This window comes from Kitasatospora sp. NPDC056446, from assembly GCF_042796115.1.
Lineage (GTDB): Bacteria > Actinomycetota > Actinomycetes > Streptomycetales > Streptomycetaceae > Kitasatospora.
Map to the genome: position 1 here is coordinate 1 of NZ_JBHTRF010000256.1, position 1,079 is coordinate 1,079.

The 1,079-nt window shown below is 68.9% G+C and carries 1 pseudogene; it reads left to right on the top strand.

Annotated elements, in window-relative coordinates:
- Positions 1–77: 77 nt before the first annotated feature.
- Positions 78–1,057 (top strand): annotated as a pseudogene (locus tag ACFQ6N_RS41115) (IS5 family transposase).
- Positions 1,058–1,079 lie beyond the last annotated feature (22 nt).

The following is a 1,079-nucleotide window of genomic DNA, read 5'->3' on the forward strand; positions in this document are numbered from 1 at the left end:
CTAGGGCCTGTGTGATGTCGTGATCAATCTTCGGGTTCTGCCCCGCCCCGGGGCAGAACCGGGTAGGACTGTTGGTTGTGACGCGCAGGCAACTCACCGACGAGCAGTGGAGTTTGATCGAGCCCTATCTGCCAATCGGCAGGTTCGGGCCCTACCCCGAGCGGCTTCGTGACCAGTTCGAGGGGGTGATCTGGCGGTTCCGTTCCAGCGCTCAGTGGCGGGAGATGCCGGAGGAGTTCGGTCCCTGGTCCACGGTCTTCGGCCGGTTCCGGGTCTGGCGGGACGCCGGCGTGTTCAGCGCGCTGCTCGAAGGCCTGATCGCCGAGGCCGCCCGCGAGGGGAAGACGGACCTGTCGCTGGTCAGCGTCGACTCCACGAGCGTGCGTGCCCACCAGGACGCCGCCGGGATGCCCGTCGACGAGGACCTCATGCAGGCCCTGGAGGAGGCCGCGCGCGAGCAGGAGACAGCCCGGCAAAAAGGGGCGAGTCGCAGGAACAGAACGGACACGACGAGCGCGGACGCATCCGACGGCGACGCAAGCTCCGTCTGAAGCAGGCCCGGCTCGGCAGGTCACGGGGCGGGCTGACCAGCAAGGTCCATCTCGCCGCCGACTGCCGGTGCCGTCCGCTGGCGCTCGTCCTGACCGCCGGGCAGGCCGGAGACAGCCCGCAGTTCGTCCCCGTCCTCGCCGGGGTGCGCGTGCGCCTGCCCGTCGGCCGGCCCCGCACCCGGCCCGGCTCGGTCGCCGCAGACAAGGCCTACTCGTCCCGCGCCAACCGCGCCTACCTGCGCAGACGCGGCATCAAGGCCGTCATCCCGGAGAAGCGGGACCAGGCTGCCAGCCGGAAACGAAAGGGCAGCAGGGGCGGCCGACCCGTCGGCCACGACACCGAGCTCTACAAAGAGCGGAACACTGTCGAGCGCCTGATCAACCGGCTGAAGGCCTGGCGGGGCATCGCCACCCGGTTCGACAAGAAGCCCGAGAGCTACCTCGCGGGCCTTCATCTTCGCGCCTCAATGATCTGGATAGACGACCTCGTACGACCGCCCAACTGATCACAACATCACACAGGCCCTA